Annotated in this window: 21 protein-coding genes and 4 pseudogenes; 9 read left to right on the top strand and 16 right to left on the bottom strand. The window is 68.9% G+C overall.

What is annotated here, in order from left to right; all coding sequences use genetic code 11:
- Positions 1 to 310 precede the first annotated feature (310 nt).
- Positions 311 to 706 (bottom strand): DUF6083 domain-containing protein, encoded by a 396-nt coding sequence (locus IEZ19_RS51740; protein WP_229841488.1) that lies wholly within the window; start codon positions 704 to 706, stop codon positions 311 to 313.
- Between the two features lie 402 nt (positions 707 to 1,108).
- Positions 1,109 to 1,270 carry a hypothetical protein gene (locus tag IEZ19_RS42545; RefSeq protein WP_189316767.1) on the bottom strand — a complete coding sequence of 54 codons (162 nt, stop codon included), beginning with the start codon at positions 1,268 to 1,270 and terminating at the stop codon, positions 1,109 to 1,111.
- A 635-nt stretch (positions 1,271 to 1,905) separates the two neighbouring features.
- Between IEZ19_RS42545 and IEZ19_RS42550 the strand changes: the two genes are divergently transcribed.
- Positions 1,906 to 2,439, top strand: coding sequence for a YdbT family protein (locus IEZ19_RS42550; RefSeq protein WP_189316768.1), 534 nt, complete (start codon positions 1,906 to 1,908; stop codon positions 2,437 to 2,439).
- A 324-nt stretch (positions 2,440 to 2,763) separates the two neighbouring features.
- Here the strand turns inward: IEZ19_RS42550 and IEZ19_RS42555 are convergent, their stop codons facing one another.
- Positions 2,764 to 3,330, bottom strand: coding sequence for an RDD family protein (locus IEZ19_RS42555; protein WP_229841489.1), 567 nt, complete (start codon positions 3,328 to 3,330; stop codon positions 2,764 to 2,766).
- 547 nt (positions 3,331 to 3,877) lie between these two features.
- Positions 3,878 to 4,249 (bottom strand): annotated as a pseudogene (locus tag IEZ19_RS42560) (DUF1152 domain-containing protein); the annotation flags it as partial.
- Between the two features lie 398 nt (positions 4,250 to 4,647).
- On the opposite strand from IEZ19_RS42560, the pseudogene IEZ19_RS54400 reads away from it, so the two are divergent.
- Positions 4,648 to 4,746: pseudogene (locus tag IEZ19_RS54400) on the top strand (integrase); the annotation flags it as partial.
- A gap of 210 nt (positions 4,747 to 4,956) precedes the next feature.
- On the opposite strand, the gene IEZ19_RS42570 reads toward IEZ19_RS54400, so the two are convergent.
- The 4 genes from IEZ19_RS42570 to IEZ19_RS42585 form a co-directional block, all read right to left on the bottom strand.
- Entirely contained in the window at positions 4,957 to 6,018 is a 1,062-nt protein-coding gene (locus IEZ19_RS42570; protein ID WP_189316770.1) for a C40 family peptidase, read from the bottom strand.
- 108 nt (positions 6,019 to 6,126) lie between these two features.
- A complete protein-coding gene (locus IEZ19_RS42575; protein WP_189316771.1) occupies positions 6,127 to 6,441 on the bottom strand; it encodes a DUF8847 domain-containing protein in 315 nt (104 codons plus the stop codon).
- Positions 6,442 to 6,451: 10 nt separating this feature from the next.
- Positions 6,452 to 7,105: a TetR/AcrR family transcriptional regulator gene (locus IEZ19_RS42580; RefSeq protein ID WP_189316772.1), complete on the bottom strand. Its 654-nt coding sequence runs from the start codon at positions 7,103 to 7,105 to the stop codon at positions 6,452 to 6,454.
- 57 nt (positions 7,106 to 7,162) lie between these two features.
- The gene (locus IEZ19_RS42585) at positions 7,163 to 8,101 is read right to left on the bottom strand and encodes an AurF N-oxygenase family protein (RefSeq protein WP_189316773.1); all 939 of its coding nucleotides are present in this window, start codon (positions 8,099 to 8,101) and stop codon (positions 7,163 to 7,165) included.
- Positions 8,102 to 8,230: 129 nt separating this feature from the next.
- On the opposite strand from IEZ19_RS42585, the gene IEZ19_RS42590 reads away from it, so the two are divergent.
- The gene (locus IEZ19_RS42590; RefSeq protein WP_189316774.1) at positions 8,231 to 9,343 is read left to right on the top strand and encodes a ferritin-like domain-containing protein; all 1,113 of its coding nucleotides are present in this window, start codon (positions 8,231 to 8,233) and stop codon (positions 9,341 to 9,343) included.
- Positions 9,344 to 9,495: 152 nt separating this feature from the next.
- On the opposite strand, the gene IEZ19_RS42595 is transcribed toward IEZ19_RS42590, so the two are convergent.
- The 6 genes and pseudogenes from IEZ19_RS42595 to IEZ19_RS42615 form a co-directional block, all read right to left on the bottom strand.
- Positions 9,496 to 9,972, bottom strand: coding sequence for a DUF3291 domain-containing protein (locus tag IEZ19_RS42595; protein WP_189316775.1), 477 nt, complete (start codon positions 9,970 to 9,972; stop codon positions 9,496 to 9,498).
- A 44-nt stretch (positions 9,973 to 10,016) separates the two neighbouring features.
- Complete coding sequence (locus tag IEZ19_RS42600) at positions 10,017 to 11,474, bottom strand: penicillin-binding transpeptidase domain-containing protein (protein ID WP_189316776.1); 1,458 nt, start codon at positions 11,472 to 11,474, stop codon at positions 10,017 to 10,019.
- Positions 11,471 to 12,835 carry an FtsW/RodA/SpoVE family cell cycle protein gene (locus IEZ19_RS42605; RefSeq protein ID WP_189316777.1) on the bottom strand — a complete coding sequence of 455 codons (1,365 nt, stop codon included), beginning with the start codon at positions 12,833 to 12,835 and terminating at the stop codon, positions 11,471 to 11,473. Before IEZ19_RS42605 ends, IEZ19_RS42600 begins: the two co-directional genes overlap by 4 nt.
- A gap of 43 nt (positions 12,836 to 12,878) precedes the next feature.
- Complete coding sequence (locus IEZ19_RS42610) at positions 12,879 to 13,220, bottom strand: SH3 domain-containing protein (protein ID WP_189316778.1); 342 nt, start codon at positions 13,218 to 13,220, stop codon at positions 12,879 to 12,881.
- A 254-nt stretch (positions 13,221 to 13,474) separates the two neighbouring features.
- Positions 13,475 to 13,731, bottom strand: a pseudogene (locus IEZ19_RS51745) (hypothetical protein); the annotation flags it as partial.
- A 30-nt stretch (positions 13,732 to 13,761) separates the two neighbouring features.
- Positions 13,762 to 14,268 carry a protein-tyrosine phosphatase family protein gene (locus tag IEZ19_RS42615; protein WP_189316779.1) on the bottom strand — a complete coding sequence of 169 codons (507 nt, stop codon included), beginning with the start codon at positions 14,266 to 14,268 and terminating at the stop codon, positions 13,762 to 13,764.
- A gap of 100 nt (positions 14,269 to 14,368) precedes the next feature.
- Here IEZ19_RS42615 and IEZ19_RS42620 point away from each other — a divergent pair, with 100 nt between their 5' ends.
- A complete protein-coding gene (locus IEZ19_RS42620) occupies positions 14,369 to 15,172 on the top strand; it encodes a nuclease-related domain-containing protein (protein WP_189316780.1) in 804 nt (267 codons plus the stop codon).
- A 232-nt stretch (positions 15,173 to 15,404) separates the two neighbouring features.
- Here the strand turns inward: IEZ19_RS42620 and ligD are convergent, their stop codons facing one another.
- Entirely contained in the window at positions 15,405 to 16,277 is an 873-nt protein-coding gene (gene ligD, locus IEZ19_RS42625; RefSeq protein ID WP_189316781.1) for a non-homologous end-joining DNA ligase, read from the bottom strand.
- A gap of 72 nt (positions 16,278 to 16,349) precedes the next feature.
- Here ligD and ku point away from each other — a divergent pair, with 72 nt between their 5' ends.
- The 5 genes and pseudogenes from ku to IEZ19_RS42655 form a co-directional block, all read left to right on the top strand.
- Complete coding sequence (gene ku / locus IEZ19_RS42630; protein ID WP_444545205.1) at positions 16,350 to 17,411, top strand: non-homologous end joining protein Ku; 1,062 nt, start codon at positions 16,350 to 16,352, stop codon at positions 17,409 to 17,411.
- A gap of 1,110 nt (positions 17,412 to 18,521) precedes the next feature.
- The gene (locus tag IEZ19_RS42635; RefSeq protein WP_189316783.1) at positions 18,522 to 19,268 is read left to right on the top strand and encodes an IPT/TIG domain-containing protein; all 747 of its coding nucleotides are present in this window, start codon (positions 18,522 to 18,524) and stop codon (positions 19,266 to 19,268) included.
- 166 nt (positions 19,269 to 19,434) lie between these two features.
- Positions 19,435 to 20,460: an IPT/TIG domain-containing protein gene (locus IEZ19_RS42640; RefSeq protein WP_189316784.1), complete on the top strand. Its 1,026-nt coding sequence runs from the start codon at positions 19,435 to 19,437 to the stop codon at positions 20,458 to 20,460.
- A gap of 1,649 nt (positions 20,461 to 22,109) precedes the next feature.
- Positions 22,110 to 22,463 (top strand): hypothetical protein, encoded by a 354-nt coding sequence (locus IEZ19_RS42650; RefSeq protein ID WP_189316785.1) that lies wholly within the window; start codon positions 22,110 to 22,112, stop codon positions 22,461 to 22,463.
- Between the two features lie 789 nt (positions 22,464 to 23,252).
- Positions 23,253 to 23,453 (top strand): annotated as a pseudogene (locus IEZ19_RS42655) (electron transfer flavoprotein subunit alpha/FixB family protein); the annotation flags it as partial.
- 347 nt (positions 23,454 to 23,800) lie between these two features.
- On the opposite strand, the gene IEZ19_RS42660 reads toward IEZ19_RS42655, so the two are convergent.
- Positions 23,801 to 24,553, bottom strand: a complete 753-nt coding sequence (locus tag IEZ19_RS42660; protein WP_189316786.1) for an SDR family NAD(P)-dependent oxidoreductase — start codon at positions 24,551 to 24,553, stop codon at positions 23,801 to 23,803.
- Positions 24,554 to 24,820: the final 267 nt, after the last annotated feature.

Genomic DNA, 24,820 nt, shown 5'->3' on the forward strand with positions numbered 1-24,820 from the left:
CGAACCACAGCAACACAGTTCATAGCCGCACATTCGTTTCATTTGACTTGACAGCTACCGGGACGTTCGCTGTCTCTGTCTGGCCGCGTGGGCGAATCTGGCCAGAGGATGGCCACAGGGGGCTGATGCGGCCCCCAGGACAGCCTTGAGGCGCTCGCGTTCGATCACCGCTTTAGGAGCGAGGTTGGGTGGTCGGCGGCGTGACCTGCGCGTCCCGCGCCCCGAACGATGCCCGGTGGTGGCTCCGGGGCTGCCCGTGGTTCCCCGTTGTTCCCCGCTCGATCTGGCACGGATGTGGCTCGGGCGGTGGCTACGGGTTGAGGTCCTGGCGTTCGGCTTCCTCGTCCGGGCAGCGGAAGGCGTGGGCCGGAATGACGGGATCACTAGGAAGCGGGTCTATGACCCGGACCCTGACCGCGATCACGGTCGGGGCGTGTGGAGTCGGGGCCTTCATGAGGCGCCAGCGATAGCGCTCGGGGACCTCCTTCGCCGGCTGCTCGTCAATCTCCAGGTCCACCCACCGCTCGTAGTAGGTCGGGTAGCGGCGCACCTCTTCACGACACCTGCGGCAGGTCGCGGGTCCGCTCGTCTGCACCCCCTCTGCTTCCTCCTCGTCCGCGGTCGGAAGCCGCGGTGCCGTGGCTCCCTCGACGGCCGCAAGACCGTTGGCGAGACAGTTCCAGCACCTTTCGCACAGCTCGGCCATCAGATCGATAAGGCCGCGACTGCGCACCGTGGGGTCACGTCTCTGACAGGACTGGCATACGGCTCGACCGCTTGAAGCTGCCATATGTCCGAGGGTGAGTGAATCTGCCTGGATGTCGGTAGGGCGCGAATTGGCCGTCTTAGCAGCCAACGAGGGACTTGGAACCTCCTCTCTCGCCATCCGACCTGCTGAGGTCACCGCGTACGGTCTTGAAAACCGTCGTGGCAGCGATGTCACCGTGGGTTTAAATCCCACCGCCTCCGCTGGCTGAGTAGTGAGAACGGCCCCTGACCAGGTAACTCGGTCAGGGGCCGTTCTCGTGGGCATCGTCCGCCAGCGACCGCCGTTCCCCGCTGTTTCCTGACCGAACGGGCATGGAAGGGGCACGCCGACTGGCCATCTCTAGACGGCAAGCAGCCCGGCGAGCATCAAAGCTGCGACCGCAGAGAAGACCCGCGGTTTCCTCCAGCCCGGTCCCGAAGCCTGGCGGGTCAGCTCCCAGATGCCCACCAGACTGCCACCTAGGCCCAGCGCGCTCCGCAGCAGGAATATGGCGGTGTGCACAAGAGCCTCCAGTAGCCTTCGAACGGACTGGAAGGCTATCCCTGTGGCTGCATCTCCGGAAGAAGTCCATGATCCGGTTTATGTACGCCCCGACTGGTGGGGCTGACAGGCCTTGAACCTGTGGCCTCATCCTTATCAGGTCGGTCACGGGGGTCTGTCACCGTCGGCCAACGGCCCCTGCGCCTCGGTCGGTCGTCCACTGAAGTCCGGCGCCGACCGCTGCTGTTCGTGCTTGTTGGTGTCAGCCGCCGCACGTGGTCTTGACAAGCGCGGCTTTTACCGCCGGGCTGGAGCCCTAGTTTGGAAGAGTGCGTATGCGGATCCGTGCTGACCTGGCGCGATGTTGACCTGCGCGAACGCAGGCGGCTCGCTGTTGTTCCCCGTAGCTCCCCGTTGGTCGCTGACCGTTCGGGCACGGAAGGGGCACAGCACCCCAGGCCGTGAAGTTCCTCTCGGCGCAGGCGTCGGTTTCGTCAGTCTCAAGATCCACGGCCACGGTAAGTGGCCAGACGAGTTCTCCAGAGCGCTTGCTCGGCTTCCCGGAGTAGGCGGATGGACAGCGCGCCCCTGGTCCGCCATGCTGCCCGGACGATGATGCGCCAGTGCCGGCTGCATTGTGTGAGGGGTGGGAACTGATGGAGCAATCGCAGGCCGGGGCTATACCGCCGGAGCGCATCCGCTACCGGTTGACGCGCCTCCAACGCGTGCTGCCTGCGCTGCCCAGCATCGTTATCCTCATGGCCTTGCAGGTCTTGTTCTGGTTGGACGGGGACCCGTTTGATCCTGTAGTGGTCTCAGTAGTCACCTTGCCGCTCGTGATGCTGATCACTTGGCGGCCCTTCGGGGTCACTCTCACGCAGTCGGCGGCCATCGTGCACAACTTCCGCCACCGGACCATCCCGTGGTCGAACGTCCAAGCCATCCGGATGGAGTCCTTCTTCGGAACCCGGACCGTCGTGATCTACGAAGCGGGCGGCCGCCGTACCCGTCTGCGGGCGCCGAACACCGGGTTCCTCAGCTGGGATCGCAGGTTCGAGGAGAAGTTCCACACCATCGGTAGATGGTGGATGGACCACCGCGGCCCGTACTGGGCTCCTGTTCCGCCGCCAGGGGCACAGTGGGGTGGCCCACCGGCGTCCGACAGGAACCCTTACGCACCTCCCGCGTAGTCAGCAGCCGATCCCCGCACCCTCCGGGCGGCGGACAATGACTGGGTCAAGCCACAGGGCGTCGTCCATAGGTTGGAACAGCGCCTGTGCCGGACACAGACTTGAAGGTCTGGCCTCATCCTTATCAGGTCGATCATGGGGGCCTGTCAACGGCGATCAACCGCCCCTGCGTCTCGGTCGATCGTCCACTGAGTTCTGGCATCGACCGCTGCTGTTCGTGCTTGTTGGTGTCAGCCGCTGGTGTCAGCCGCCGCATGCGGTCTTGACAAGCGCGGCCTTTTTCTATGGCCTGGAGCGCCAGTGCCGCCGAACCGTGAGTACCGGTCACTGGGCCGAGACCACGACGGTCTTGGCCACCTTGTCGTGCAGCGCCTGTTGATAGGGCTTGTCCCACAGCAACCACAGGACGTTGATCAGCCAGAGGATCCCGAGGGCGGACGGGACGAACGCCGGAAGGACGTTGATCGCCCAGAGTGCCCATCCGGCGCCCGCGAGGACCCCCGGCAGGCCGTAGGCCGCGGCGCGCAGCCAGCCAGGCCAGCCGGCCGGGAGCGATCCGTCATGGAGCATGCCGACCTGGATCTTCATCCACTGCTTGCCGAAGGTCCGGCCGCGGGTGGTAAGCAGGTAGCCGTCGTAGCCGATGTACACGAGCCAGAAGATCACGCCCAGTAGTGCGCTCCACATATAGCTGAGGGCGGGGTGAGTGCGTTCGTAGATCCACACAACGACGTTGGAGGGGACTCCGATGATCATGACGTAGTCGATGATCCGCGCCAGAAGCCGCCGCCACCGGGCCGCCAGCGGTGGCATATCGGTCGGCGGACCGGGTACGTCAGGCTTCCCCCACAACGGCTCCTCGGAGCCCGGCATTGGCTGATCGGGACTCATACGTAGAGTCAAACCCGGCAGTCCTGACCACGCATGCGCCCAGACCCATGAGGGTGGTCACCTTCTGCCGTACCAGTGGCGTCCCACCTGCCCCAACCCACCACCTTCCCCAGCTCCCATCCTGTCCGCCGTCGACCCACACGCATGTGGAGCGGGCGTGGTTCATGGCGTCCAGGTGGAGCGCGCTACTGTACGAACGACCTGGACGCCATGGGCCGCGTCTGCTCGGCTCTGCCTGGGTTGACGGTGGATGGGATGGGAGCACCCTGCGCACGCCACTACGGCCCGCAGTCGGCGACGGTGCCCCCTCCATCCCGGTGCCGGTCGATCCCCCGCCGGAGGCATGTTCTTGATCGGGCCGCGCTATGCGGTGATCGACTCATGGTCACCGGCCCTATCCACATGTGGGCGCGCGTCGGCGCAGCGCGCGCGGAGCGGGCCGAAGGCAGGAGCGTCGCGCGGAGCGGAGCCGGGAAGCGCGCCCGGCGGAGCGGAGCGCAGCCGGGGCTTGAACCCGTGAAGAAGGTTGTTGCTCAGACGTAGTCGTGATGCGCCACAGGGGCGCGTCGTACTGCTCCGGACGGCTGTTGAGCAGCAACTCGCGCAAGTCCTGGCGCTGGTTGCCGTTGAGGTGCAGGGCCTCGGTGATGTGGCGGAACGTCGTGTGGGTGACTCCGCGGCTTCGGGCGCTGGCCTCGAAGTGGTCCAGCTCGGCCAGGACTGCCTTCGGGTTCAGCTCCGTTGGCGGCTGCTCCTTGAGCCATGCGGCCTTGTTGCGCTCGTAGTCGATCTCCGAGTAGCCGCAGACTTCGCGGCTGAAGGTCTCGACCTGGTCCAGGCTGGTCGTTGTCGCGATCGCGCGGGCCAACTCGTTCCGGCTCAGCGTCTCGTCCATGTCCACCTGGTGGACTGTTGGGCCGATCGCCAAGGCAGAGCAGCTGCGTCACCCTAGACCTACTTCGCCGGTGGGTCGGCATCCGGGAAGCGAGGGATACCTCACTGCGATCAGGTACCCCGATCACCCCCCCCGTGATCGAAAGCTGGCCACCGTACTCTCCTAGGCATGGCGGTGCAATGCACACTGGGGTACGCACGGTCAGGTAGAGAGCCACTAGGGAGGGGTACCGCGTGGCGCAGCAGGCCAGCCCTCGGGGGACCTTTATGCAGGTCGCGGAGGCAGTGAAAGCCAAGATTGAGGCAGATCCTGAGCTGACGCACCTGCCGGCCGCCGCAGATCTGATGCGCGATCACGACGTCTCGCGGGGGGTCGTGCTGCGTGCGTTCAAGTCGCTTGCGAAGGACGGCGTGGCTGCGGCCCTGACGCTACGCATTTACGCGCACCTCATGCCGAGCAGCCAGGAGCGGACGCGCACAGCGATCGCGACCGTCTACGACACGGCCCGACGTTCGGTCTGACGGCCCACAGGCGGCCCACGGCCCCCTGCGGGGTTCCCAGTTGAGGCGAAACCGCTGGTGGGAGCCCTGCACGGCCGGGGGTTTGCTTCTCTGAGTCGGAGAAGACGGCGGCGTACCTCGCTTCTGTGGGCTAGGCGGCGTTGGGGCGCGGGGTGCGCGCGGCCATGGGTTCGTTGTGGCTGATCGCGCACCCCGCGGCGGAGCCGCATGTCAGGCGGAGCCCTGCGCCGCCGCCGCGGGGCGCGCCTGATCTGGCCGTACGGCTCCCAGAATCGGGTTGGACGCGAGCGGGGAGAGTTTGATCCTTTCGCCCGGGCGGGGGGCCTGGATCACCGTGCCCTCGCCCACGTACATCGCGACGTGCGTGGCCTCCGGGAAGTAGATCACCAGGTCGCCCGGGCGCAGGTTCTTGAGGGAGACCTTGGGGAGCCTCGCCCACTGTTCCTGGCTGGTGCGGGGGATTGGGGTGCCCGCGTGGTTCCAGGCCTGGGACGTCAGACCCGAGCAGTCGTACGACCCCGGGCCCTCAGCGCCCCACTGGTACGGCTTTCCGAGCTGGGCCTCCGCGTAGTGCACGGCCCTGTTGCCCTCCTGTGAGGGGGCCCGTTCGGCGCCGAGTGCGCCCGATGCCAGGAGTTCGTTCTGGGCGCCGGCGGTCTCGTTCTTCTCGAGGCGGGCGAGTTCGGTCAGCTGTTCGGCGCTGAGCGAGGCCAGCATCTGCTCCACGTTCGTCAGGCGGGCGCGGACGTCGTCGCGGTTCTTCTTCTGGCGTGCGGCGAGCGTGAGTTGGGTGTCGAGGGCCCTGCGGGCCTTGCGCGCCAGCTCGTCCGCCCGTTTCGTGCCGCCTGCGAGCCGGGCCGCCGTCTCGGCCCGCTCGCGCGCCAGCTCCCCGATCACATGGCGTTCGTCCAGCGCGTGCTGCGGATCGCGGGACAGCAGGAGCTGTACGTAGGCGGAGATGTCGGAGGTGTTCTGGTACTGCTGCCGGGCCAGGCGGCCGGCGGCGCCTCGGCTCTCCTGCAGCGACAGCCGGGCCTGGGCCAGCGCGCCGTCCAGCCGTGTCACCGCGGAACGCTGTTTCCTCAGCTTCACATCGGTGGCGTTGTAGGTCTCGGTGGCCTGTTCCGCCTGCCGGTAGAGCTTATGAAGGTCCGTCAGCAGGTCCTTCACCGGGCGCCGGGGTTCGGGTGCCGCCGCCGCGGGCAGCGGGACGAGGGCGGCCTGGGCCGCCACCGCAGCGGTACAGACCAGGCGAAGAAGCCTTCCTGACATGTCGTCACCTCCGGTGCGGGGGCGGTCCTTCCGCTTCCTGCCGCACCGAGATCATCACCACGCGCGCATACCATATTCGCCGAACGTGCGCGATTCGGCGCAACCCGGTCACCCGTCCGCGTCATCCGGCTTGCCGGACGGCGTGGCGTCTGGATCGGTGTCCCGTTTCGACCAGGGCAGACGGAGGCCGCCGGCTCGCTTGCCCTCGGGGTCGTACGTGTACTTCCACCCCTGCACCAGGCCGAGCCGCTTGCTGTGCCCACGGGGCTCGCGGCGGTAGACGAGGACGGTGGGCGGGCCGCCGTGCGCGTCCGGGACCGGGATGCGGTACGTCTTCGGAGGGTTTCCGGTGGGGCCCACCAGTACGGCGAGCACGCGGCCGTCCATGGGGCCGCCCTCGAAGGGGGTGTCCTGTTTCTTCACGGCACCAGTCTCAGACATCCGCCGCCAGGTCGGCGACGAGCGTGGCGGTCTGCGGGTCGCGGCCCGCGGTGACCGTGAGCGCGGCCACGAACTGCTCCACCAGCCAGTCTCGCAGCTCGTCGGCCGGGGGCTGCTTGTCCTCGTCGAGCCAGATGAGGGAGGCCGCCTCCACGGCCGTGATCCACATCCGGACGGTCATGCGCAGCCGGGGGCCGGGGTCCGTGATGCCGAGGTGGCGGTAGATGTGCACGGCCGCGGCGCGGCGCACGCCGTCGACGATGGCGGTGGTACGGCTGGTCTCCACGACGCTGCCGCCCTGGAGCAGCGCGCTGAAGCCGGTGTCGTGCTCGTCGACGAAGGCGAGGTAGCGGTCGAGCGCACGGGCGAGGCGGGGCATCCGGGGGCCCTGGTGCGGCTCGTCGAAGCACTGCTCCAGTTCCTCGGCGGCGGACCGGAGGGCGGCCTCGTACAGCTGCTGCTTGCCGCCGGGGAAGTAGCGGTACACGAGGGGCCTGGACACCCCGGCCGCCTCCGCCACGTCGTCGAGGGACACGTCCTCTGGCGCGCGGTGCGCGAACAGGGTCAGCGCGGCGTCGAGGAGCTGGTTGCGCCGCTCCTCGACGCTGAGGCGACGGTAGGCGGGGGTGGGTGCCTGCGGGCTCATGCCCCGCAGGGTAATCGCTGAGGGTCCGCACGGCTGAGGGCCGGCCCGGCCGCCTGCTCAGGCGAGCAGGCCGGACGACTTCCACAGACGGCGGCCTGCTCCCCGGAGCACGCCGATCTCGTCCAGGAAGTCGGTCAGGCGCTTGGCGCCGGTCTGCATGACCTCGCGGCGGTGGGCGCTGGCCTTCACCTGGGCCATGGCCTCGCGCTTGTCCAGGCCGACGTTCGCGTAGACCTCGGGGTTGATGAAGGCGATGGAGAACACGCGGGCGAACTCGCCGGAGGTGAGCCGGGTGAACTCCTGGGACCAGCGCGGAGCCGTGAGCATCTGGCGCCGCAGCTCCTCACGGGCGTACCGCACGTGCCGGGCCTCCTCGACCACGTGGATGCGCGTGACGCCGCGGATGAGGGGCTGGACCCGCTCGTCCGGGAACGTCAGCCGCTGCATCCAGTCCAGGACCTCCTCGCCGAGCAGCGTGGCGGTGAAGGAACCGGGCGTGGTGGAGATGGTCTTGAACAGCCGGCCGAGGTTCTGGTGGACCCGGCTCACCGGGTACCAGGGGGTCCCGCATCGCGAGATCGCGCGCGCGAACATCTTGGAGTGCCGGCACTCGTCCTCGATCTCGGTCAACGCGTACCGCACGTGCGCGCTCGTCGCCGACTTGTCGTAGATGTGCCGCACCAGCAGCTGCATGAGGATCAGCTCGAACCAGATGCCGAGCGAGGCCAGCGCGGCGGCCTCGTGCTGGGAGAGCTGGATCCGCTGCTCCTCGCTCATCCGCTTCCACAGCGGGGTGTCGTACAGCGACACCAGCTCGGGCGGCCAGAACCACTTGCCCTCCTCGAAGGGCGCGTCCCAGTCCAGCTCCTTGTCCGGGTCGAAGGAGTGCTTGGCGGAAGAGGCGAGGAGCCGCTCGGCCACTTGCTCCCGGTCCTTGAGCAGGCCCAGCGCGTCGCGCAGTCCGTCGAGCGCGTCGGCTTCCGTCAGGGTCGTCATGAGTCCGGCTCCCTTGCCTCGTTACCCGTGGGTCACGTCCTCTGGCCTTATGAGACTGCTTGTCAGTAAGGCCGTCAATCCCTTGCGCATGACTTGTTGACGCGGCGTCCACGTGTGAGCCTGCGAGGTATGCCGACCTACGACGTGTACGCCAAGGATCCGGGAGATCCCCTCTGGCAGGTGCCCGCGAGCGGAGCGGCCCGGTTCAGCTGGGAGTACGACGACGGCCGCGACCGGCTGCTCGCCCTGTACCAGAAGGGCAAGGACAAGCAGTGGGACGGGCAGAAGCGCATCGACTGGGACCTGGAGGTCGATCCGTACGACGCGCTCGGCACGCCCGACGAGGCGATGACCCTCTACGGCACCCCGTACTGGGCGAGGATGACCGACCGCGACAAGGGCGAGCTGCGACAGCACTTCGCCTCCTGGCAGTTCAGCCAGTTCCTGCACGGCGAGCAGGGCGCGATGATCTGCGCGGCGCGCATCGTGGAGTCCGTGCCCGACCTGGACGCCAAGTTCTACTCCGCGACCCAGACCATGGACGAGGCCCGGCACGCCGAGATCTACGGCCGTTTCCTGCACGAGAAGATCGGGCTCGTCTACCCGATCAACGACAACCTCCAGTCGCTGCTCGGCGACACCCTGCGCGACAGCCGTTGGGACATGCCGTACCTCGGCATGCAGGTCCTCATCGAGGGGCTCGCGCTGGCGGCGTTCGGCATGATCCGGGACACCACCGACAAACCCCTGCCGAAGCAGATCCTGGCCTACGTCATGCAGGACGAGGCCCGGCACGTGGCCTTCGGGCGGATGGCGCTGCGCGACTACTACAAGCAGCTCGGCGACGCCGAACTGCGCGAGCGCGAGGAGTTCGTCATCGAGGGCTGCTATCTGATGCGCGACCGGCTGCGCGGGGTCGAGGTGCTGGAGAACTTCGGCATCCCCAAGGCGGAGGCGGAGCAGCTCAGCGAGCGCTCCGAGTTCCTCCAGCTCTTCCGCAGGCTGCTCTTCAGCCGCATCGTGCCCTGCGTCAAGGACATCGGCCTGTGGGGCAAGCGCCTTCAGCAGGCCTATGTCGACATGGGCGTCCTGGAGATGGGGGACTCGAACCTGGACCTGCTGATGGCCCAGGACGAGGAGATCGCCGAGAAGCTGGACGCGGAGCGGTTCGGCGTGGAGGAGCGGGAGCGGGTCGCGGAGGTGGAGCAGGCGATCGAGGCAGGTCGACGTACTGCCGGTTGATCACTCTTCTGACTGGTGAAGGGGCGCACTCGACTGGGTGGGCTGGGCGTACCAGGCGGTCTCTCGACCGAGGGACGAAGGCCTACGGCCTCGACGGCGTCTTCCACAACCGCCTCAAACTGACCGAGCTGTTCCAGCACTAGACATCGACCTCACCGCGATCGACCGCCGGCGGTAGCCGGAAACGACGTGCGCAGCGTGAAGGCGTACGGCGTCGGGCCGTGCGCCCTCAGGTGCAGCAGCCGTTCCTCCGCCTCGGCGACCGTGGGGCGGTGGCCGTCCGGCACCCACCACAGGGCCGTCACCGCCTCCTCCAGCCGCTCGAACCACTCACGGCGGCGGGTGAGCATCTCCCGGTGCTGGCCCTGGTACATGAACGCCGTGAGAGCGTTCGTGTCCCGCCACACCGACATGTTGACGATCAGCCACTCGTCCCCGAGCACGGGGATGTCGGTGGCGTTCCCGGCGTCGCTCTGCAGGCGCCAGACGAAGCCGTCGGCGACGTCGGCGACCTCGTTCACCGGGTCCAGCGCGTCGACGAAGTCCTTCAACTCCGGTGAGTCCAGCGGGAACTTGAGGCGGGCGATGTTGACCTGGGCGAGGTGGTGCACGGCTGCGGATGCGGTCATGACCGAACGGTAGGTCGGGACCCCGGGTCGCGACAGCCCCCGTCTCACAGACCGAGCACGGCCCGCATCACGGCCTTCGCGATCGGCGCCGCGTCGCCGCCGCCGCTGATCTCGCCGCGGTCCGCCGACGCGTCCTCCACCACCACCGCGACCGCCACCTTCGGCTCCAGGTCCGTGTCCGCCTGCGCCCACGACACGAACCAGGCGTACGGCACACCGGTGTTGCCGACGCCGTGCTGGGCGGTGCCGGTCTTGCCGCCGACCGTGGCGCCGCGGATCGCCGCGTTGGCGCCGGTGCCCTCACGGACCACGTCGGTCATCAGCTCCTTCATGGTCATCGCCGTCGCCGGATGCATGGCCTGGCGCGGCGGCCGGGAGCCCGGCGTCGCGATCGTCTCGCCGCCCTTACGGACGGTCCGCTCGACCAGGTACGGCTCCCGCAGTTGCCCCCCGTTCGCCACGGCCGCCGCGACCATCGCCATCTGCAGCGGTGTGGCGCGGGTGTTGTACTGACCGATGGACGACAGCGCCAGCTGCGCCCGGTCCACCGTGGTGTCGAAGGTGCTCGGCGAGACCGAGAACGGGATGCGCAGACTCGTGTCGTTGAACCCGAAGGCCTGGGCCGTGGACACCATGTTCTCGGCCCCCACGTCCGCGCCCAGTTTCGCGAACACCGTGTTGCAGGACCACTCGAAGGCGGTGCGCAGCGAGGCGTCCCTGCATCCGTCGCCCTCGTTCGTCAGTCGCGTCCGGGTGCCGGGCAGGGTGAACGGGTCGGGGGAGTCGGTCCGTTCGTCCAGATCGCGGATCACGCCCGCGTCCAGCGCCGCCGCGGCGGTGACCACCTTGAAGGTGGAGCCCGGCGGATACGTCTGCCGCACGGCCCGGTTGAGCATCGGCTGCTCCGGATCGTGGTTGAGCCGCGCCCATGCCGAGATCGCCGTGGTGCCGTTGCCGGACAGCTGCGCCGGGTCGTACGACGGAGTGGACACCAGCGCCAGCACGCGCCCGGTGGCCGGTTCGATCGCCGCCACCGCGCCCTTGCGTGCGCCGAGACCCTGGTAAGCGGCCTCCTGCGCGGCCCGGTTGAGGGTCGTCACGACGTCCCCGGCGGGGTTCCTGGCCCGCGTGACGTCGTTGTAGAGCGGGAACGGCGACAACAGCGGATCGCTGCCGGACAGGATGCCGTCCTCGGCGTGCTCCAGGAACGTCGTCCCGTACTCCTGCGAGGAGAATCCGGTGACCGGGGCGTACAACGGGCCGTTGGCGTAGGTTCGTTCGTGCCGCAGCTGCTCATGGCTGTCCCGGGAGCCGGTGACCGGCAGCCCGTCGACCAGGATGTCGCCGCGTGGCTGGCCGTAACGGGCGATCGCGGCACGACGGTTGGCCGGGTTCCCGTCGTAGGAGCGGGACCCGAAGACCTGCACGCGCGCCGCGTTGACCAGGAGGGCGGCGAGCAACAGGGCGCAGAAGAAGGCGGCGTGGCGGATGTACTTCGTCACGGGATCACCCGCGCATCGGGCTGCCCCCGTGAGGCCGAATCGCTGAGCCGGATCAGCAGCGCCGTGATCGCCCAGTTGGTGACGACGGAGGACCCGCCCTGCGCCAGGAACGGCATCGCCATGCCGGTCAACGGGATCAGGCCCGTCACCCCTCCCGCGATCACGAACACCTGGAGCGCCACGAGCGAGGCGAGACCGACGGCCAGCAGCCGCCCGAAGGGGTCGCGCAGATCCAGGCCGGCCCGGTAACCACGCGCCACGAGGAGGCCGTACAAGAGGAAGATCGCCGACAGCCCGGCCAGGCCCAGTTCCTCGCCCGCCGTCGCCAGGATGAAGTCCGACTTGGTCGCGAAGCCGATCAGCACCGAGTGGCCGAGGCCCAGGCCGGTGCCGAGGAACCCGCCCGCCGCGAACGCGAACAGCGACTGGGCGAGTTGGTTGGGACCTCGGCCCGCCTCGATCGTCGCCAGTGGGTGGAGCCAGTCCTCGACGCGGCCGTGCACATGGGGTTCGAGCCAGCTGACGGCGACCGCGCCGAGGACGGCCAGCAGCAGCCCGACCGCGATCCAGCCGGTGCGCCCGGTGGCGACGTACAGCAGCACGACGAACAGGCCGAAGAACAGCAGCGAGGTGCCGAGGTCGCGCTCCAGGACCAGCACGCCCACGCTGATCAGCCAGATGGCGAGGACCGGACCGAGCACCCGCCCCGTGGGCAGCTGCACGAACCACACGCGACGGCCGGCGTACGCGAGCGCCTTGCCGTTGGCCGCCAGATACGCGGCGAAGAACACCGCGAGCAGCACCTTCGCGAACTCGCCCGGCTGGATGGAGAATCCGGCGATCCGGATCCAGATCCGGGCGCCGTTGACGGCGGGGAAAAGGATAGGCAGCGTGAGCAGCCCCAGCGCCCCGACCACACTGACGTACGCGTACCGCTGCAGCACCCGGTGGTCGCGCAGCAGCAGGACGACCACGATGAACAGGCCCACCCCGAGCGTGGACCACACGAGTTGGGCGGGCGCCGCGGGGTCGTCGGGCGTCTCCAGATCGAGCCGGTAGATCAGCACCAGGCCGAGCCCGTTGAGCAGCACACCGATGGGCAGCGGCAGCGGATCGGCGTACGGCGCCCGGAGGCGGACCGCGAGATGCGCGAGCACGGCGAGCACACCGAGCCCCGCGCCGTAACCGGCGGCACCGGGCGGGACGGTGCCGGTCCTCGCCAGGCCGACCGCGCAGTAGCCGTACACCGACAGCAGGACGGCCAGCACGATGAGGGCGAGCTCGACGCCTCGGCGCTGGGGAGGCGGTACCGCGGGTGTGAGGGGCTTGGCAGCTGCGACGGCGGTTCCGGCCTTCGTCATGTCCGGAACCTACCCGGATAGTAGGGATTGTGCGCCTTGGCGGTCAGCACCAGCGTGGTGACTCCCCGAAGTTGGCGATGAAGCGGGCCGGCCCCCAGGCCCAGGTGCCGTCCGTGAGGAGGTACCAGAGGGGGTTGTTGAGCGCCGGTTCGCCGTAGGTCTTGCAGTAGATCGAGATGACGTCGCCCTCCGCGGCGAACCCGACGATGCGGCTGCCCCGGTCCGGCTGATCCCGTAGCCAGATACCGCCCTGGGCGGTGACGATGCCGCGGTAGTACGTACCGCCGTCGGCCCTGCTGCCGCCCGCGACGGCGGGCGTGACGCAGAACGCGAGGAGCAGAGCGGCGGTGGCGGCCGCGCCGGGTATGGAATGGCGCAGGGGCATGGGATACCTCCGGTGGCAGGGCGAACCCGACTCAATCGCCACACTAGGCGTGACCGTAGGTTGGTGCTCGTCACGGTGCGCCATCGGAGCGGTCGTCACGAGGCCGAGCCGGGCGTCTTGGGATGAGGCCGGTGCCGCTCGGATGCCGTCCGGTGAGGCCGGCCGCGGTGTGTGCGCCGTCGGGGGTGCCGTGGGAAGCGTCAGGATCGCCGGCGCGCCGCCCGCCTCGGCGTTCGTGCGGGTGAGCCGGACGCCCGGTGATCCTCGAAGGTGTGGACGCGTACGGCGGTCCGGTTGGTGGGGCAGAGCCGGAAGCTCAGCGCGGGCTCGTCGCGCCCGTCGCCGGTCAGATCGCGGTGATACGCCTTCGGGACCGGACACCGGGCCCGGTCCCGCCCGCGGCGCAGTCGCCCATCCGGGTCGCCGTCCCGTGCTGCGCGCCCTTCGAGCCGCAGCCGTCCGGATGCGCGGCGATCTCCGCCCGCACGACAGCGACCGGCTCGGCCTCACGGTGCGGAGAGGCCACAGGGATGTTCGGCGGCTACTCGGCCAGTTCCTCCAGCAACCGGGCCGTGGCCAGTCCCGCCCGCAGATAGTCGACGAACAGCTCGTTGTGCAGGGCCCAGGGCGAGCGGCGGGCGCGGATGAGCCGGATCGCCTCGTCGGCGGTGCTGCCCCCGTGGATCAGCGCGTGCGCCACGACGAGTCCGGAGCGGTTGTACCCGTGGTAACAGCGGACGAGGACTTCGCGGCCCCCGTCGAGCGCCTCCGCCGCGGCCCGCGCCAGCCGGATCACGCCCGCGAGCTGTGTGCCGTCCAGCGGGCCGTCGGGAATCGGCCACACATGGTGCTCGACCTCCGGGTCGGGCCCGTGCCCCGGCAGCCTGAGCAGGGTCTGCACAAGATCGAACTCATGACGTACGACGGCGAACTCGAGCTGTCCCGAGTGCCCCATGAACTCGTGCCCGCCCATCCACAGGCCCGGCACGATCTCGCTCCACGGGCTGTCCGGAATCGGTACGTCGGGTTGCTTCCTGCGGGTACGCAACGGCGCCTCCCCAACTGCCCCTCCCAACCGCTCTCAAAGGTAACCGGGTTCTTGCCCCCGGAGCACCCCGCCTGTTCCCATGGTCGAGGGGTGATGACGCATGAGCGGACTGCGCGTCGTACCGACCTGGCGGCACGGGCAGGAAAGGCTGTACGTCTGCCTCAGGGACGGAAGGAACGTCGCCTGGTACGACCGTGAGGCGGCCAGGGTCAACCTCCTCGACGAAGAGCGCAGAGACGACGTCCTCGAAGCCCTGGGCCCCTTCATGGCGGGCCCGGTGACGGTCGGACCGCCTCCGGTTCCGACCCCGGCGGAACTGGCACGTCTCTCGCTCCACCCGGACGACGACCTGGCCCCGAACCGCCCCGGCGAGGCGCTGCTCGTGGCCCTGGACCGCGATCCGGGCCCGGCGCACCGGCTCCGTCCGGACCCGCGCCGGCGGGCGCTGCTGGCCGAGCAGACGGTGGGCGAGGCGCTGGACCGCCTCGACGGCGCCGGCTGGCACGCCCTGCACTCGATCCCGCTGCCGGGCGGCGACCGCATCCACCACCTGTTGATCGGCCCCGGCGGACTGTTCGCTCTCCACGCGCTGTACACCCGCAAGCAGCGCGTCCTCGTGGCCGACCCGATGGTCACCCTGGGCCGCCACGAGCCACAGCCCCTGCTGCGCCGGGTCCGCACGGCAGCGGACCGCGCGTCGTACGCCCTGACGGCAGAGGTCCACCCCGTCCTGGTCCTGACGGCCCCGGCCACGCTCACCACGGTGGCACCCCCACGGGAGGTCCAGATCCTCCAGGACACAAACCTGCCGGACCTGGCGAGACGGGGAGGGGTACTGAAACCGGCGGACGTGGAGGCCCTGCATGCCATGGCCCGGGACCGGAATACGTGGGGGAGGGTGTAGCGGGCGGTATCTCCTGGCCACGAACGGCCGCCGTCCTGCTGCCGCTCGGGCGGTCATGCCTCGCCCAGTGCCTCCAAAGCCTGGGCGGATCCCCGGGCGGCGCGGGTGGGCGATGGCGGTGTCCCCCCTCGCTCGGCGAAGCCGGGAGCGGGGGAGGCGCTCCGCCGGCGCGGGCGGGCGAACCCAGCCCCAGCCATGGCACGCACACCGCACGGCCCCCGTTCGCACGGCGTCAGTCCAGCACGGCCCCCTCGTCGAGCAACGGCGCCATGAGGTCCCCGAACTCCCGCACCCGCGCGACCACATCCCCCGCCCGGAACACCAATTCCTCCACCGCCCGACACCCCCGCACCTCCTCCCAGGCAACGGGCGCGGAAACAGTCGGCTCACCCCCCACCCGCACCGTGTACGGAGCCGCCGTGGTCTTCCGCGCAGCGTTCTGACTCCAGTCCACGAACACCTTCCCCGCCCGCAGACTCCGCGTCATCCGATGCACCACCAGCCGAGGCAACTCCCGCTCCGCCTCCACGGCCAGCCCCTTCGCATACTCGGACGCCCGCTCGGAAGGCGCCCGCACGGCCGCCAGCAGATGCAACCCCTTCGCCCCCGAGGTCTTCGCATACGCCTCGACCCCGTCCGCCGCCAACCGCTCCCGCAGCCACAAGGCGACCTCACAGCACTCCACCACAGTGGCCGGTGCCCCGGGATCGAGGTCGAAGACGAGCCGGTCCGCCTCCCCGGGCGCCCCGATCAGCCACTGCGGCGTATGGAACTCTGTGACGAGATTTGCCGCCCACATCAGTGATGCGAGGTCCTGCACGAGCACCATCCGCGCCGGCCCCTCCGACCGCGGCACCTCGGCGGTCGTGACCCACTCGGGCGTACCCGCCGGCACGTTCTTGGTGAAGAACACCTGCCCGTCCGGCCCGTCGGGATACCGCAGGAAAGACACGGGCCGGTCCCGCAGATGTGGCAGCAGCACGTCGGCCATGGTCGCGTAGTAGTGCAGCAACTCACCCTTCGTGAAGCCGCCGGCCGGATACAGCACCTTGTCCAGATTGCTGAGAGCGATCCGTCGCCCCTCCACCTCGGTGATAGGCGTCATACGATGACAATCGCAGATGTACCGGACCAAGCACCACCAAACATCCGCGTATCGACCTGAGGGGTGCTGCACGTGAGATCCATCTGGAACGGTGCCGTCTCCTTCGGCCTCGTCAGCATCCCGATCAAGCTGGTGAACGCCACCGAGAGCCACGCCGTCTCCTTCCGCCAGATCCACACCGAGGACGGCGGCCGCATCCGCTACCGCAAGGTCTGCGAACTGGAGGACCGCGAGGTCAGCGGCGCGGAGATCGGCAAAGGGTACGAGGGCGCGGACGGCACGATCATCCCGGTCACCGACGAGGACCTGGCCCACCTCCCGATTCCGACCGCCCGCACGATCGAGATCGTGGCCTTCGTCCCGGCCGACCGGATCGACCCGCTCCAGATGGACGCCGCGTACTACCTCGCGGCCGGCGGCGCCCAGGCCGCGAAGCCGTACACGCTCCTGCGTGAGGCCCTGAAGCGCAGCAACAAGGTCGCCATCGCCAAGTACGCCCTGCGCGGCCGGGAACGCCTCGGCATGCTGCGGGTGGTCGGCGACGCGATCGCGATGCACGGCCTGCTCTGGCCGGACGAGGTCCGCGCCCCCGAAGGCGTCGCCCCGGAGGCGGACGTCACCGTCCGTGACAAGGAACTCGACCTGGCGGACGCCCTGATGGACACCCTCGGCGAGGTCGACCTGGAGGACCTGCACGACGAGTACCGGGAGGCTCTGGAGGAGGTCATCGCCGCGAAGGCGTCCGGTGAGGCACCCCCCGAGACCCCCGCCGTTGCCCCCACGGGCAAGGTCCTGGACCTGATGGCAGCGCTGGAGAAGAGCGTGAAGGCGGCGAAGGAGTCCCGGGGCGAGGAGACGCCCTCCGGCACCACGGCGGAGATCACCCCACTCTCGGAACGCGGCGCCACGCCCAAGGAAACGGCGGGCAGGAAATCGGCCTCGAGGGCCCGGAAGACGGCGGCGGCCCAGAAGAAGCCGACCGCCAAGTCCGCACGGTCCACGCAGAAGAAGACGGCTTCCAAGACGGCGAGGGCGACGACGAAGACCACGGCGAAGTCCACGGCGGGCTCGACCGCCAAGTCCTCCTCAGGGACGGCCGCGAAAAAGACGACACCCCGCAAGCGCACGGCTTGACAGGCCCCGGCCGCCGGGAATCGCACACCTGCGCCATGCGCCGACGGAAGTGGCAAAGGCCGTGTCAGCCGGTACCTGGAAGGCACCGGCTGATCGGATCCAATTTCCCCTGCCGGGGGTGCCCATCGCGGCAATCTCGCACCTATGCAATTCATCCCGAAGGAAGACTGCATAAAGGGTCGCTGCCACATCCCCCGGAGAGGATGGGCGGCCCACCGGTTGGATATCCACATCAAATCGATCTCGACATGGCACCGGCAAGCAGTTCGTCGGCGCATCACCCGAACAGGTGAGAGCAATCGTTTCACCTGGGCTCAACGTCCTGCCGGCCGGTGGCTTTGCCACCGTCACTTCCGCAGGGAATAACGGCGAGGCATGACGTCCGCCGCCGCCCTCAAGACGAAAGACGGCTGTTTTCCGTCCGCCGTTCACTGTTCAGAAAAACGGCCTCCCGGATATTCGCAGATTGGGGTACAGGGTCTGCTCGACGGAGCCTGGGCCCGCGGAAGTCCGGATTTCTCGGTGAGTCACGACAAGGGCTTTGCGTGCAGCCGGACCTTCTCGCCGGCCCGGTAGCACCTTCCCGGCGGTGCCGCCTTCCGGTGTGGCACCGCGCCGGGCGGCGGGCCGAGGGCCTCCGCGGCGCTCGTCCGGCGACAGCGGTCTGACCTGGGCTCCTCGGCACTGCAAGGGGATGCGACAAGACGGTATTACTCCATTCGGGTGACACAGTTCGACCGCCTCTTGTCACCCGATCGGATGCATGCGTCACTGAGAGTGTGAAACCGGCGGGCTGCCCATCCCCGAGCCGGGGGAACATCGCAACGGGCGGCGCTTGCCGGTTTTTCCCATGCCCAGGGAATCGGCGCAGGCTGCTGTGCGCCTGGGCCCAGATGCCGGCGTGCGTGGCCATTCGTCCACGCCGGGCCCGGCGGCACTCCTGAGCGCGTGTTCTCCCCGCACGGTCGGTCAAAGGCCGACGACGTCCGTCGTCGGCGGTGGCTCGCGGCGCTGTGCAGCGGCCGGCAGAGCCCGACCATTCCGTCGGCTCCTCGCATGTCCCAGCGAAGAACGACTCACGCGGCCATCACAGAAGAAGGAGTGTCCCCCATGCCCATTTCTCCCAACCAGGGTTCGACCGGCGGAGGCACGCTGGTGACCATCACGGGCACCAACCTGTCCAACACGAGCGCCGTGACGTTCGGTACGCGCCCGGCCACGAGCGTCACCAACGTCTCGCCGACCCAGGTCACCGCGATCTCACCGTCGGGCACCGGCTCGGTCGGGGTCACGGTGACGACGCCGGGCGGAACCAGCAACCCGGTGCCGTTCTTCTACGTCGGCGCCCCGTTCAAGTCCTCCCTGAGCGCCAGCTCCGGGCCGCTGGCCGGCGGCAACACCATCACCATCAACGGCACCGGCCTGTCCACGGCGACCAGTGTGTCCTTCGGCGGCGTCACCGCCACCCCGACGGTGATCTCCGACACCGCCATCACCGTCGTGGTGCCCGCAGGTGCGGCCGCCGGACCGGTGTCCGTGAGCGTGACCACCGCGGGAGGCACCAACAACGGCCTCTCCTACACCTACATCGCCGACCCCACGATCACCACCATCACCCCGAGCTCGGGCCCGGCCTCCGGCGGAACGGCACTGACCGTCACGGGCACCAACCTCGACAGCACCACCTCGGTCACGTTCGGCGGTGCGGCCGCACCGTTCGCCGTCATCAACACCACCACCCTGTCGGTGGTCACGCCGTCCGGCACCGCGGGCGCCGTCGACGTCGTGGTCACCAACCCCGCCGGATCCGCCACGGCGGTCGGCGGCTTCACCTACGTCGCCAGCCCCGGTATCTGACCCGGCAGCCGTCGTAGGCACGTCGTTCCATCCCCGTCCGGGCCCCCAGGCACTCCTGGAAGCCCGGACGGGCCTGAGCCCTGACCCACCCCCACGCACTGGCACCCGTACGCGAGCCGCTCCGTACGTGGTGCCGACCTCAGTGGCGCGAGAAGGAGTTTCAGCCATGGCCGTCCCCGTCCTGTCCACGATCAGCCCCAGTCAGGGACCGTCCTCCGGCGGCACCACCGTCACCCTGACCGGTACCGGCTTCACCGGTGTGACGGCCGTCCGCTTCGGCGCCGTTGCGGCCACCTCGTTCAGCGCCGGCGGAAGCACACAGATCGTCGCGGTGGCTCCCCCGGGCACCGGCACGGTCACCGTCACCGTCACCAACGGCGATGGCACGAGCAACCAGCCGGTCACCTACACCTACATCGCGGCGCCCGTCGTCACTGCTGTGACGCCCAGTCAGGGGCCGTCCTCCGGCGGGACCTCCGTCGTCCTGACCGGCACCAACCTGTCCGGGGCCACGGCGGTTCGGTTCGACACGACGGCGTCGGGTTCGTTCACGGTCAATTCCGCGACGCAGATCACCGCCGTCAGCCCTGCTCACGCGGCCGGCGCTGCCGCCGTCACGGTCACCACCCCCGGCGGCACCAGCAACCCGGACAACCCAGCCGCCTACTTCTACTACGCGCCCCCACCCACGGTGATCGACATCGACCCCTCGTCCGGAACGACGGCCGGTGGCACCACCGTGACGGTCAGGGGCAGTGGATTCCTCAACGCCACGGCGGTTCGGTTCGACGCGACGGCGTCGGGTTCGTTCACGGTCAATTCCGCGACGCAGATCACCGCCGTCACCCCTGCCCACCCGGCGGGCGCTGCCGCCGTCACGGTCACCACCCCCGGCGGCACCAGCAACCCGGGCAGCTACCTCTACGTGGCTCCACCCACCCTCACCGCCCTGACCCCGGCGCTGGGCCCGACGTACGCCGGAAGCGTCGTCACCCTGACCGGGACAGGCCTCGCCACCACCACCGGCGTCCAGTTCGGCGCCGCCCCCGCCGCTTTCACGGTGCTGTCCCCCACCCAGATCACCGCCCTCGCCCCCGCCGGTACCGCCGGATCCGTCACCGTGACCGTGACCACGACCGCCGGCAGCAGCAACGGCCTGACCTACACCCGCATTTCCGGCCCCACCATCTGACGTGCGCGCCTGCCGACGAAACATCCTGTATGGGTAAGTATCAACATTTGCTCGTGTCATAACACCATCGCGGGCGAACTGTGCGTTTACCTCTTGTCGATCACCTCGATCGCATACACACGAGGGAAAGGTGCGGTGGTTGTAGATGCGACGCAGCGCGGTTTCGCCGCTGATTCTGGCAGCGGTAAGCCTCGGGCTGGCATGCGAGCTCTCCGGACACGCAACCGCGGTTCAGTGGGCAACGCCCAGTTCACCATCAATGGCTTCGGCCGCAAACACACGAGGGAACACGTTCCGGGCAGCGGTTGGAGGGATCGTCACGGCCGGCACCGGCTTGACCATCCGCGCCCTGCCGACGACCGACTCCGCCAGTCTGGGCAGCTACGCCGACGGTGCCCGGATCAGCCTCTCCTGCAGGACCTTCGGGCAGAGCGTCGACGGGAACCCCACGTGGTACAAGCTCGCGGACCGTTCCGGCTGGGTCGCCGCCCGCTACGTCCGGGTCTCGAGCCTCCCACCGTCATGCGGCGAATCGGGTCCCACAGGGCCGACGGGGCCGACAGGGTCGACGGGCGGGACGGGCCCCGCGGGCGCTCAAGGGCAGAGCGGGCCGACGGGTCCGCAGGGTGGAACCGGGCCGGCGGGCCCTCAGGGAACGGGGGCCACTGGTCCGCAGGGCGGGACGGGACCGACGGGGCCTCAGGGCCTTTCCGGGGCCACTGGTCCGCAGGGCAACACCGGGGCGACGGGTTCTCAGGGCCTTTCCGGGGCCACTGGTCCGCAGGGCGACATCGGGGTGACGGGTCCGCAGGGTGGGACTGGTCCCACGGGGCCACAGGGCCTTTCCGGAGCCACTGGTCCGCAGGGTGATATCGGGCCGACGGGGCCTCAGGGAACGGGGGCCACTGGTCCGCAGGGCGGGACCGGGGCGACGGGGCCTCAGGGCCTTTCCGGGGCCACTGGTCCTCAGGGCGACACTGGACCTACAGGTCCCTCGGGTACCCAGAACATCGCCCAGGTCGTCGGGCCGACACAGACACTGCTGCCAGGCACGGGAACAACTCTGGTCGCCCTCTGCGAGAACGCGGACCAGAAGGCGATCACCGGCGGCTGGTTCGCAGGAAGCGAGGTCACTGTCGGCAACAACTTCCACAGCATGAGCCCCCCCGTCGAGAGCTGGTCCGTCGAGTTTTTCAACACCTCCACAACGCAGAGCTACAACGTCACTCCCATCGTCTACTGCGCGTCGTGACACCGCACGACACAGCAACGCTGGGACCCCTCCTGCGATGAAAACCGCTCAGCAGCAGCTGCAAGCCCAGTTGCAGTGGCCGCGGTAGCAGGGAGGAAACGGTCCACCTCGCAGTACTCGGGGTGTGCCTGCCGTGGTGCGGAGGTCACCACGGCAGGCACACCCCGAACATTGCACCTATATGCCGTTACTTCCATGTCGTCCGCACATGCATCCAGGTGTGAGAAAAAGTGGGTAACTACGCGAACAGGCCGCGACATTTGGGCTGTCCGTAAAGGCGTGTAACGGGATAGCGCCTGCAAACGCAGATGTGGGAAGAAGTGGGTTGGTCTCCGAGGCTTGGTCCCATCGCCCGGGCAACCCGTCGACAGCAACAATGCGTCAGATCGGATTTCTCGTGAGCCACATCGACCCCGTTTCCGGATACCCGACGTACGACCAGCCCCCGCCGCCGGAACGACCGGCACGCAACCGGTCCGCAACACGGCGGACAGCCCTGGTGATCAGCACGATCGCCGATGTCGCGGCCGCACTGCTGGGCCTGTGGATCCTGCTGTTCCTGCTCGACGCGAACCAGGGGAACGATTTCGTTCGGTTCATCCACGGGACCGCGGACTGGCTGGGCGGTTGGGCACAGGACATTTTCACCATGGATACAGAAGGTCTACGGGTCTTCCTCAATTATGGCCTCCCGGCTGTCGTGTATTTGCTGATCGGCCACGGAATCGCTGTCCGACTCAACCGGGCCTGACGGCAATCGGCGTTCCCGGAATGCGCCATGACACGGCACGAAGGCGGAAGGACCGGCGCTGTGACAAGCAGGCCCACCGACGGCAATCACCTACCCATATATGAAGGCTTGGTGCGTGAACTCGGGGATGTCGTGATGGAAGCGCGCACGGCGGCGGAACACACACAACACCAGGCGGCAGCCCTCCTGATGCCCCACCACGCACCGCACCACCCATACCCCCAGGCGAGCCACGACGCGCGGCCGGCCGCGGGGACCCAGGCGGAACCGCGGGAGAACACGCCATAGGGGGCACTGACCCACACATGCCACGCCAGCCGAGCCGAAGCCCCACGACGGCCACCGGGACGGGGCCGGACCGCCCAACCGGCCCGGCCCGGCGCCGCCATGGAGAACATGGCCCCATGCTGTGAGCATGAAGACCGACGGACACGAGGAAGATCCGCTCGTAGCAGGGGGGACTGCTCTCCCTGCGGGGGTTCCGGGCCGCCGATCTCCTATGACTCCGCGAGACGGACGAATGCGAAGAAACGTCCCGGCGCTCCGTATCCCGCTACTCCTGGCCTGCAGTCACGGGAGATCGTCTGTCACCGCACCCTCGGCCCCACCGATTTCGAGCACGCCATCGCCAACCTGTGCCGGCTGGACGGCTGCACGGACGTCGAGGTGATCGGCGGAGCCGGTCCGGCGGCGGTACCCGCTACTCAGTGCACCGGCCTCACGTCCCCGTCATCGTCACACGTCGACTGGGCACGAGAGAAACGCGCGCCGACCCTGGAGATCGGGCAGGTGTCTCCGCAGCTGTACCTGGCCGCCGGCATCTCCGGCGCGATCCAGCACCGCGCGGGCATGCAGACCTCTAAAACCATCGTGGCGGTCAACAAGGATCCGGAGGCGCCGATCTTCGACCTGGTCGACTACGGCTTGGTCGGTGACCTGTTCGAGGTGCTGCCCCAGCTCACTGCCGAGGTCAAGGCCCGCAAGGCCTGACGTACTCCACCGCAGGGGGAGACGAAGCAGCCGATGCAGCTCGCGGCGGGCTCCCGGCCGCCGCGCTCGCGGAGGTCGAGCGGCGTCTCGGTGCTCAGCGGACAGGTGAGGCCACCACTGTCATAGACAGTGCAGGTCAAAAGTGGTGCACCGCAGCGGAGGGGCACCACTTCCGCGTTCGCCCTGTCTCCCCCTGACTCGCCCGCATCCCGAGTTCGACCAGCACGTATGGGCGGAGTGCACCCGCCGGGAGCGAGTGACCGTTGGCGTGCGCCGGCCGCCACGCCAACAGCAGCGCACAACAGCGCCCAGCCGATGGCGCAGCAGACGGGGCCGCGCGGCGGCCGTTACACCTGCACGGTGCCGCCATCGACGAAGAGTTCCGTGCCCGTGACGAAGCGGCTCTGGTCGGACGCCAGGAACAGGACCGCGTCCGCGACGTCGTCCGGGGTGCCGATGCGGCCGAGCGGGATCCGGGAGACCAGGAACTCCTTCATCTTTCTGCCCTGCTCTGTGTCCGAGCCGATGGCTCGATCGAGTAGGGGCGTGCCGATCGTGCCCGGGCTGATGGCATTGACCCGGATGCCCCGGTCCTTGAGCTCGTTGGCCCAGGTGCGGGCGAAGGACCGTATCGCCGCCTTCGTGGCCGAATAGACGCTGAAGCCCTCAGGTCCCTCGACCGTCCAGATCGAGGCCGCGAGGATCACGGATGCGTGGTCGTTCAGCAGCGGCAGGGTCTTCTGCACGGTGAAGACGGTGCCCTTCACGTTCACGCCGAGGACGAGGTCGAGGTGTTCCTCCGTGATCTGCGCGAGCGGAGCTATCTCCCCGACCCCGGCGTTCGCGTACAGCACGTCCACCCGGCGGCCGTCCGCAGCGATCCGCTCGCAGAGATGGTCCAGGTCAGCCGGGCTGGCGACATCGCCACGGACACCGGTCGCCCCGCTTCCGACGGACGCGACGGCGGCGTCGAGTTCCTTCTGCCGTCGGCCAGTGAGGTAGACGTGGGCTCCCTCCTCCACAAATCGACGGGCGCTGGCAAGACCGATCCCCATCGAGCCACCGGTCACCACCGCGGTCTTCCCATCGAGTTGTCCCATCACATCCTCCTCATTCGGCTCGAGCGCGGAGCTGCGCCAGGGATCTGCCGGGTTCCTGTCAGACACTCCCCGTGACGGCGGCCATTCGACAGCAGACGCCGGACTTCGGTCGACGTCCGCCGGGACGGGGCGACCGGCAGAGCAGGCGCCGGCAGCAGTGAAGCCTGGCGCGAGAGCCGGTCTCTGCTCGACGGTTGAGCGCGGCCGCACCGGGTTCGCGGTCCGGCTGCCCATGGGTTCGGCCTCCAGCCTCACGCCGGTCGCACC

The sequence above is a fragment of the Streptomyces brasiliensis genome (genome assembly GCF_014647875.1).
In the GTDB taxonomy this organism is placed as follows: Bacteria; Actinomycetota; Actinomycetes; order Streptomycetales; family Streptomycetaceae; genus Streptomyces; species Streptomyces brasiliensis.

Excerpts from the sequence above, each read along its gene's own strand:
- IEZ19_RS51740 (WP_229841488.1), bottom strand. The coding sequence starts at position 706 with ATGGCCGAGCTGTGCGAAAGGTGCTGGAACTGTCTCGCCAACGGTCTT.
- IEZ19_RS42550 (WP_189316768.1), top strand. The coding sequence starts at position 1,906 with ATGGAGCAATCGCAGGCCGGGGCTATACCGCCGGAGCGCATCCGCTAC.
- IEZ19_RS42555 (WP_229841489.1), bottom strand. The coding sequence starts at position 3,330 with ATGAGTCCCGATCAGCCAATGCCGGGCTCCGAGGAGCCGTTGTGGGGG.
- IEZ19_RS42570 (WP_189316770.1), bottom strand. The coding sequence starts at position 6,018 with ATGTCAGGAAGGCTTCTTCGCCTGGTCTGTACCGCTGCGGTGGCGGCC.
- IEZ19_RS42580 (WP_189316772.1), bottom strand. The coding sequence starts at position 7,105 with ATGAGCCCGCAGGCACCCACCCCCGCCTACCGTCGCCTCAGCGTCGAG.
- IEZ19_RS42585 (WP_189316773.1), bottom strand. The coding sequence starts at position 8,101 with ATGACGACCCTGACGGAAGCCGACGCGCTCGACGGACTGCGCGACGCG.
- IEZ19_RS42590 (WP_189316774.1), top strand. The coding sequence starts at position 8,231 with ATGCCGACCTACGACGTGTACGCCAAGGATCCGGGAGATCCCCTCTGG.
- IEZ19_RS42595 (WP_189316775.1), bottom strand. The coding sequence starts at position 9,972 with ATGACCGCATCCGCAGCCGTGCACCACCTCGCCCAGGTCAACATCGCC.
- IEZ19_RS42605 (WP_189316777.1), bottom strand. The coding sequence starts at position 12,835 with ATGACGAAGGCCGGAACCGCCGTCGCAGCTGCCAAGCCCCTCACACCC.
- IEZ19_RS42610 (WP_189316778.1), bottom strand. The coding sequence starts at position 13,220 with ATGCCCCTGCGCCATTCCATACCCGGCGCGGCCGCCACCGCCGCTCTG.
- IEZ19_RS42620 (WP_189316780.1), top strand. The coding sequence starts at position 14,369 with ATGAGCGGACTGCGCGTCGTACCGACCTGGCGGCACGGGCAGGAAAGG.
- ligD (WP_189316781.1), bottom strand. The coding sequence starts at position 16,277 with ATGACGCCTATCACCGAGGTGGAGGGGCGACGGATCGCTCTCAGCAAT.
- IEZ19_RS42635 (WP_189316783.1), top strand. The coding sequence starts at position 18,522 with ATGCCCATTTCTCCCAACCAGGGTTCGACCGGCGGAGGCACGCTGGTG.
- IEZ19_RS42640 (WP_189316784.1), top strand. The coding sequence starts at position 19,435 with ATGGCCGTCCCCGTCCTGTCCACGATCAGCCCCAGTCAGGGACCGTCC.
- IEZ19_RS42660 (WP_189316786.1), bottom strand. The coding sequence starts at position 24,553 with ATGGGACAACTCGATGGGAAGACCGCGGTGGTGACCGGTGGCTCGATG.